This is a genomic window from Bradyrhizobium sp. ORS 375 (assembly GCF_000239775.1).
In the GTDB taxonomy this organism is placed as follows: Bacteria; Pseudomonadota; Alphaproteobacteria; order Rhizobiales; family Xanthobacteraceae; genus Bradyrhizobium.
On record NZ_CAFI01000018.1, the window covers coordinates 21,978 to 28,566 of the forward strand.

The following is a 6,589-nucleotide window of genomic DNA, read 5'->3' on the forward strand; positions in this document are numbered from 1 at the left end:
GACCGCGGCTGGCGGATTCAGGATCGTCCGTCGCGGTTGACGCGCGCGGCCGCCTGATCGGCAATCGCGTTCAACGAGGCCTCGTCGAGCGGAAAATCAGCAGCCAGCCAGGCATCCTCGGCAAGCGTCAGCACGTGGCCGAGCAGCGGCCCCTCCGCGATCCCGCGCGCGATGAAATCGGCCGCCTTCAGCGGCAATTTCGGCGGCGTGAAGCGCTGCGGCAGGAGCGCGCGCTCGCGCCAGCGCGGATCGTCGCGATCATGGCCGGCGCGCGCCCAGCCGAGCAGAAGCCGGTCGCGATAGACGGTCTCGCCAAGCCGATACAGCAGCCGCCGCACCCGCGCCTCATCGGCGGAGGCGAAGCGCCACCAGCGATGGCCCATGCCGTCGAGCGCCTTGGTCTCGGCGTTGGAGAGCTTCAGCCGTGCGCCGAGACGGCGCGCATCCTCGGTGACGGCAACCGCGAGCGCGGCGAGGCGACGGACGGAGCTCGGCGGCAGCGACAGCTCGCGCTCGATGTCGATCATCGCCGCGAACGGACCAAGATAGGCGACGCCGCCGAGCAGCGACGTCAGCAGGCCGCCATCGGCCATGGCCGTGACCGCGCCGACAGCGCCTTCGGTAAGGAGGAGCTTGAGCATCTCCATGCGCACACGTTCGGCCGATAGCGTTGCAAGGCCGCCGCGTCCGGCAATGCAGGCGAGATATCCCTCCCGATCGGGCTCGCCGTGGCCGAACGCCGCGTGGATGCGGAAGAAGCGCAGGATGCGCAGGTAATCCTCGGCGATGCGCTGAGCGGGATCGCCGATGAAGCGGACGCGCCGGGCCTCGATGTCGGCGAGACCGCCGACATGATCGTGGATGACGCCATCGGGTCCCACGGACAGCGCGTTGATGGTGAAGTCGCGCCGATGCGCGTCCCCGACCCAGTCGCGCGCGAAGGCGACCTTGGCCTTGCGGCCGAACGTCTCGGTGTCCTCGCGCAAGGTCGTGACCTCGAACGGATGGCCGTCCAGCACCAGCGTGATGGTGCCGTGGTCGATGCCGGTCGGCACGCTCTTGATCGAGGCGGCCTTGGCGCGGCGGATCACCTCGGGAGGCAGCGCCGTGGTGGCGATGTCGATGTCGCCGATCGCGATGCCGAGCAGCGCGTTGCGCACGGCGCCGCCGACCACACGCGCCTCCTCGCCGTCGCAATTGAGAAGAGCGAGCACCCGCGCCGCGGGGCCGGACGAGAGCCAGGGCGCGCTGAGCACCCGCGCGCCGGTCATTTCTCGACTCCCGGAACGAGCCGGCCGTTCTCGATGTGCGCGGGCACGTAGGTCGAATGCGGCGGCGCGCCGGAGAATTCGGCGAGCAGGACCAGACTTGCAATCACCAACACCAGCGCCGCCACCGTCAATTTTGCAACCAGATGCAGAGGCCAATTGGCCGGCACCAACAACCCCGCACGGGTCGCGACCAAGAACAGCACATAGACCGCAAAAGGAATGAGGAAGATTCCGATTTCCGTCAACACGGGTCGGATCATGACAGATAGATCCGCTCGTACAACACCCGAAGAATGCCCGCGGTGGCGCCCCAGATGTAGCGCTCGGCGAACGGCATCGCGTAATACGAGCGCTCCATGCCGCGAAATTCCTTGGAATGCAGCTGGTGATTGGCCGGGTCCATCAGGAAGGCGAGCGGCACCTCGAAGGCATCGTCGACCTCGCCTTCGTTGATCTTCAGCGAAAACCCCGGCCGCACCCGCGCCACCGTCGGCAGGATGCGGAAGCCGAACGCCGTGCCGTAGACGTCGAGATAACCGATCGGATCGACGAAGCTGCGGTCGAGACCGACCTCCTCCTCCGCCTCGCGCAAAGCGGCGTCGAGCGGGGTGGCGTCGGTGACGTCGATCTTGCCGCCGGGAAACGCGATCTGCCCGGCATGGCTGGAGAGGTTCGGCGAGCGCTGGGTCAGGAGCACCGTCGGCTCGGGATGATCGACCACGGGAATGAGCACGGCCGCGGGCCGGATCGGCTGCTCGCGGGCGATGATCTCGAGCATGCGATCGGTGCCGGAATCGCCGCTGGTCGGAATGACCTCGGGATCGAGCAGCGCGGGGGGCACGTCGAAGCGCAGCCGCTCCCGGCCACGCGCGAAGAATTCGGCCGAACTCACCCCCGTCGCACGCCTCACCACCATGGGCTCGTTCAAAGCGCCGCCCTCACCTCTTCTGCGTTGGCCATGGGGAAGAACGCGCCGTCCGATTCCACCCCGAACATGACGTCGCCATCGATCATCCGCTCCTCGCCCATGTCAACCAGCTCATAGTAGAGCGCCCGCGTCACCTTGGCCCAGAGATCCGCGCGGACGTGCAAATAGGGCGTGAGCCCGCCACCCTCGCCTCGTTCGAAGCGCAGCCGGTGCTCGGCATCGCAGACAATCCAATCGTCGACATTGGTGCGAAAATGCAGCCGCGTGCCGTGCGCGTCCGAGTCCTTCCGCATTTCTACGGCCATGAACGGAGCGTCATCGACACGGATGCCGACCTTCTCCACCGGCGTGACCAGGAAATAACGGTCTCCCTCGCGCTTCAGGATCGTGGAGAACAGCCGCACCAGCGCAGGCCGCCCGATTGGCGTGCCCAAGTAGTACCAGCTACCATCGCCTGCGATTCGCATGTCGAGATCGCCGCAGAAGGGCGGATTCCACAGATGCACTGGCGGCAGGCCGCGTCCTGAGCTGTCAGGTGCCGAGTTGGCGGCCTGTGTCGCGGCCGAAGTCAGCCGCTCCAGTCCGCTGTCAGTGCTCTGCCCTTGCTTCGCCATGGTTTGCCCCGAGTTTGCGTAAGGCTTGGCACGATTGGTGCAGGATTTCATCGCCGTCGTCTGTGCAAAAGTTCCTGACGGCCGTGCACGTGATGTAAGGTCGCCATATCGTGATGCCGTCAATACCCCGGAATGCCGATAATATGGGGATAGTTTAACTCAACGAATACAGCGCCTTCGCATAGATTGGCAGCCGCGTCCTGAGAAACTGGAGCGGAACGGCCGTCGGCAAGTTGAAGATGCGGGGCAAAAGGAGCGCGGGAATGGCTGAGAGTGCCGAGAAGCTCGAGGATGCGATCGTCCGATCGGCCGAACAGGTCTCCGGGCAGATCCGCGCGGCGAAGGAGGCAATCTCCAGCGTCATCTTCGGCCAGGACAAGGTGGTGGAAAACACCTTGGTGACGATCCTGTCCGGCGGTCACGCGCTGCTCATCGGCGTGCCTGGCCTCGCCAAGACCAAGCTGGTCGAAACGCTCGGCGTCACGCTCGGCCTCGACGCCAAGCGCGTGCAGTTCACGCCAGACCTGATGCCCTCCGACATTCTCGGCGCCGAGGTGCTCGACGAGAGCACCGTCGGCAAGCGCTCGTTCCGCTTCATTGCCGGCCCAGTGTTCGCGCAACTCTTGATGGCCGACGAGATCAACCGCGCCAGCCCGCGCACGCAGTCGGCGTTGCTGCAAGCCATGCAGGAGCAGCACATCACCGTTGCGGGCGCACGGCACGACCTGCCCAAGCCTTTCCACGTGCTGGCGACGCAGAACCCGCTGGAGCAGGAGGGAACCTATCCCCTGCCCGAGGCGCAGCTCGACCGCTTCCTGATGGAGATCGACGTCGACTATCCCGACCGCGAGGCCGAGCGCCGCATCCTGTTTGAGACCACGGGGGCCGAGGAGAGCGCGGCCCGCAGCGCGATGACCGCCGATGCGCTGATCGCGGCGCAACGCCTGGTCCGCCGGCTCCCGGTCGGCGATTCCGTCGTCGAGGCGATCCTGTCACTGGTCCGCTCCGCGCGTCCCGGCCCTGAGGCGGGTGAGGCCGGCAAGCTGATCGCCTGGGGCCCGGGCCCGCGCGCAAGCCAATCGCTGATGCTCGCGGTGCGCGCCCGCGCGCTGCTCGACGGCCGTCTGGCGCCGTCGATCGACGACGTGCTGGAGCTCGCCGAGCCCGTGCTGAAGCACCGCATGGCTTTGACCTTCCCCGCCCGCGCCGAAGGGCGGACCATTCCGGACGTGATCCGGCAGCTGAAGAGCCGGATTGGTTGATGGCCACAGCATCAGGGCACGCCAGCAGGGAAATTCTCGCGATACGGCGTGCCGATGGCGAAAGCCGCACGCTGGCGTCGTCGCTGCCGCGCCTCGTGCTGGAAGCCCGCCAGATCGCCGCGAATGTCATTCACGGTCTGCATGGCCGCCGTCGCGCGGGCTCCGGCGAAAGCTTCTGGCAGTATCGCCGCTTCGTCTCCGGTGAGCCGTCGCAGCGCGTCGACTGGCGCCGCTCGGCACGCGACGATCATCTTTACGTTCGCGAGCAGGAATGGGAGGCCGCGCACACGGTCTGGATCTGGCCTGACCGCTCGCCATCGATGGCCTTTGCCTCCAAGGGCGCTCGCGACAGCAAGCTCGAACGCGCGCTGATCGTGACCTTCGCGCTCGCCGAGCTGCTGGTCGCCGGCGGCGAGCGTGTCGGCATTCCCGGCCTGGTCAATCCCACCGCGAGCCGCAACATCATCGATCGGATCGCACAGGCGATGCTGCATGACGAGACTGTCAGGCCCAGCCTGCCGCCGTCCTTCGTGCCGGCGGCGCTGGCAGAGATCGTCGTGCTGTCGGACTTCTGGTCGCCGATCTCCGAAATCAGCACCGTGCTCGCCGGCCTGTCCGCCTCGGGCGCGCATGGGACAATGGTGCAGGTCGTTGATCCCGCCGAGGAAACGTTCCCCTACTCCGGCCGCGTCGAATTCGTCGAGCCGGAAGGCGGCGAGATGATCACCGCCGGCCGCGCCGAGAACTGGGCGCAGGACTATGTGGCGCGCGTGGCGCTGCATCGTGACCAGATCCGCGCCGAGACCGGCAAGCTCGACTGGCTGTTCACGACGCACACCACCAGCCGTTCCGCAGCCGAGCTGCTGCTGTTCCTGCATGCCGGCATGACCACGGGCAAGCTCGGCGCCCGGGGCAATGTCAAAGTGGGCGCTGGCCCCAGAGGGATCGGCGCATGATGGGTCTGCCACTGTCGTTCGCGGAACCGCTGCTACTGGCCGCCTTGGTCAGCCTGCCGGTGCTGTGGTGGCTGCTGCGGGTCATGCCGCCGCGGCCGCGGCGCATCGAGTTCCCGCCGACCCGCCTGCTGTTCGACATCACGCCGAGGGAAGAAACGCCGTCACGCTCGCCATGGTGGCTGACGCTGCTGCGCCTGTTGGCCGCGGCGCTGGTGATCTTCGCGGCGGCCGGCCCGATCTGGAATCCGCGCACCGAGGCCACCGGCAGCAAGGCGCCTCTGGTGCTGCTGCTGGACGACAGCTGGAGCGCGGCTGCGAGCTGGGACGCTCGCATCAAGGCGGCCGACGAGATGATCGCCAATGCGGATACGGACCGCCGCGGCGTCGCGCTCGTGCCGCTCTCCGAAGCCTCCCGCGACATCACGCTGATGCCGGCGGGCGCCGCGCGGGTCGCGCTGCGCCAGATTGCGCCCAAGGCCTACACCACCGAGCGCGCCGATGTGCTGCCGCAGCTCGACCGCTTCCTCAAGGCGACCGGCGATGCCGAGATCCTGTGGTTCTCCGACAGCGTCGACCCCGGCCGCGGCAGCGAGTTCGTCACCGGCCTCGCCAAGACGATCGGCGATCGCAGCCTGACCGTGTTCGAGGGCGGCACGCCGTCACCGCTGGCACTGGCCGGCGCGGCCAACGCCGCCGCCAAGATGACGGTGAAGGTGCTCCGCGCCGATCTCTCCGTGCCCGGCGGCATCGTGCGCGCGCTCGACGCCAAGGGCTCTCCACTCGGCGAGGCGCCATTCGGCTTCGGCCCGGGCGCGCACGACACCGAGGCCAGCTTCGACCTGCCGGTCGAACTGCGCAACGACATCACGCGACTCGAGATCGCGGGCGAGCGTTCTGCCGGCGCCGTGCAATTGCTCGACAAGCGCTGGCGCCGCCGCGCCGTGGGCATCGTCTCCGGCGCCACCAGCGATACCGCGCAGCCCCTGCTCGCACCGACCTTCTATCTGACCCGCGCGCTGGCGCCGTTCGCCGATCTCCGGCTCGGCGATCGCGGCTCGCCGCAGCAGATCATCACGCAGTTCCTCGATCAGAAGGTGCCGATGATCATCATGGCGGACGTCGGCACGCTGTCGCCAGAGCTGCGCGACCGTCTCAATGGCTGGATCGAGAATGGCGGCGTGCTGGTGCGCTTCGCCGGTCCGCGGCTTGCGCAGGGCGACGACGATCTCGTGCCGGTGAAGCTGCGCCGCGGCGGCCGCACCCTGGGCGGCAGCCTGACCTGGGAGAAGCCGCAGCGTCTGGCGGCCTTCTCCGCCGATGGCCCGTTTGCCGGCATCACCGTTCCGAAGGACGTGACCGTCAATCGTCAGGTCCTCGCCGAGCCCGACGCCGTGCTGGCGACCAAGAGCTGGGCCTCGCTCGAGGACGGCACGCCGCTCGTCACCGGCGAGCATCGCGGCAAGGGCATCCTCGCGCTGTTTCACGTCAGCGCCGACACGCGCTGGTCGGACCTGCCGATGTCCGGCGCCATGGTCGAGATGCTCCGCCGCATCGTCGA

7 protein-coding genes are annotated in these 6,589 nt (G+C 67.9%); 3 read left to right on the top strand and 4 right to left on the bottom strand.

Annotated features, from left to right (window positions below; translation table 11 throughout):
* Positions 1–17: 17 nt before the first annotated feature.
* The 4 genes from BRAO375_RS01765 to BRAO375_RS01780 are packed head-to-tail and all read right to left on the bottom strand — an operon-like array spanning position 18 to position 2,813.
* Positions 18–1,271 carry a CCA tRNA nucleotidyltransferase gene (locus BRAO375_RS01765; RefSeq protein ID WP_009025728.1) on the bottom strand — a complete coding sequence of 418 codons (1,254 nt, stop codon included), beginning with the start codon at positions 1,269–1,271 and terminating at the stop codon, positions 18–20.
* Positions 1,268–1,531, bottom strand: a complete 264-nt coding sequence (locus BRAO375_RS01770; RefSeq protein ID WP_009025729.1) for a DUF6111 family protein — start codon at positions 1,529–1,531, stop codon at positions 1,268–1,270. The genes BRAO375_RS01765 and BRAO375_RS01770 overlap by 4 nt, the downstream gene beginning before the upstream one ends.
* A complete protein-coding gene (locus BRAO375_RS01775; RefSeq protein ID WP_085964429.1) occupies positions 1,528–2,187 on the bottom strand; it encodes a CoA pyrophosphatase in 660 nt (219 codons plus the stop codon). The genes BRAO375_RS01770 and BRAO375_RS01775 overlap by 4 nt, the downstream gene beginning before the upstream one ends.
* An 8-nt stretch (positions 2,188–2,195) precedes the next feature.
* Complete coding sequence (locus BRAO375_RS01780; RefSeq protein ID WP_035638368.1) at positions 2,196–2,813, bottom strand: DUF1285 domain-containing protein; 618 nt, start codon at positions 2,811–2,813, stop codon at positions 2,196–2,198.
* Positions 2,814–3,076: 263 nt separating this feature from the next.
* On the opposite strand from BRAO375_RS01780, the gene BRAO375_RS01785 reads away from it, so the two are divergent.
* From BRAO375_RS01785 to BRAO375_RS01795, 3 genes are all read left to right on the top strand, one after another.
* Positions 3,077–4,075: an AAA family ATPase gene (locus BRAO375_RS01785; protein WP_009025732.1), complete on the top strand. Its 999-nt coding sequence runs from the start codon at positions 3,077–3,079 to the stop codon at positions 4,073–4,075.
* Complete coding sequence (locus tag BRAO375_RS01790; RefSeq protein ID WP_035638370.1) at positions 4,075–5,031, top strand: DUF58 domain-containing protein; 957 nt, start codon at positions 4,075–4,077, stop codon at positions 5,029–5,031. The genes BRAO375_RS01785 and BRAO375_RS01790 overlap by 1 nt, the downstream gene beginning before the upstream one ends.
* The coding region (locus tag BRAO375_RS01795; protein WP_035638373.1) for a BatA domain-containing protein at positions 5,028–6,589 on the top strand (1,562 nt) is incomplete at its 3' end. The genes BRAO375_RS01790 and BRAO375_RS01795, both read left to right, overlap by 4 nt.

Excerpts from the sequence above, each read along its gene's own strand:
- BRAO375_RS01790 (WP_035638370.1), top strand. The coding sequence starts at position 4,075 with ATGGCCACAGCATCAGGGCACGCCAGCAGGGAAATTCTCGCGATACGG.
- BRAO375_RS01775 (WP_085964429.1), bottom strand. The coding sequence starts at position 2,187 with ATGGTGGTGAGGCGTGCGACGGGGGTGAGTTCGGCCGAATTCTTCGCG.
- BRAO375_RS01785 (WP_009025732.1), top strand. The coding sequence starts at position 3,077 with ATGGCTGAGAGTGCCGAGAAGCTCGAGGATGCGATCGTCCGATCGGCC.
- BRAO375_RS01770 (WP_009025729.1), bottom strand. The coding sequence starts at position 1,531 with ATGATCCGACCCGTGTTGACGGAAATCGGAATCTTCCTCATTCCTTTT.
- BRAO375_RS01780 (WP_035638368.1), bottom strand. The coding sequence starts at position 2,813 with ATGGCGAAGCAAGGGCAGAGCACTGACAGCGGACTGGAGCGGCTGACT.
- BRAO375_RS01765 (WP_009025728.1), bottom strand. The coding sequence starts at position 1,271 with ATGACCGGCGCGCGGGTGCTCAGCGCGCCCTGGCTCTCGTCCGGCCCC.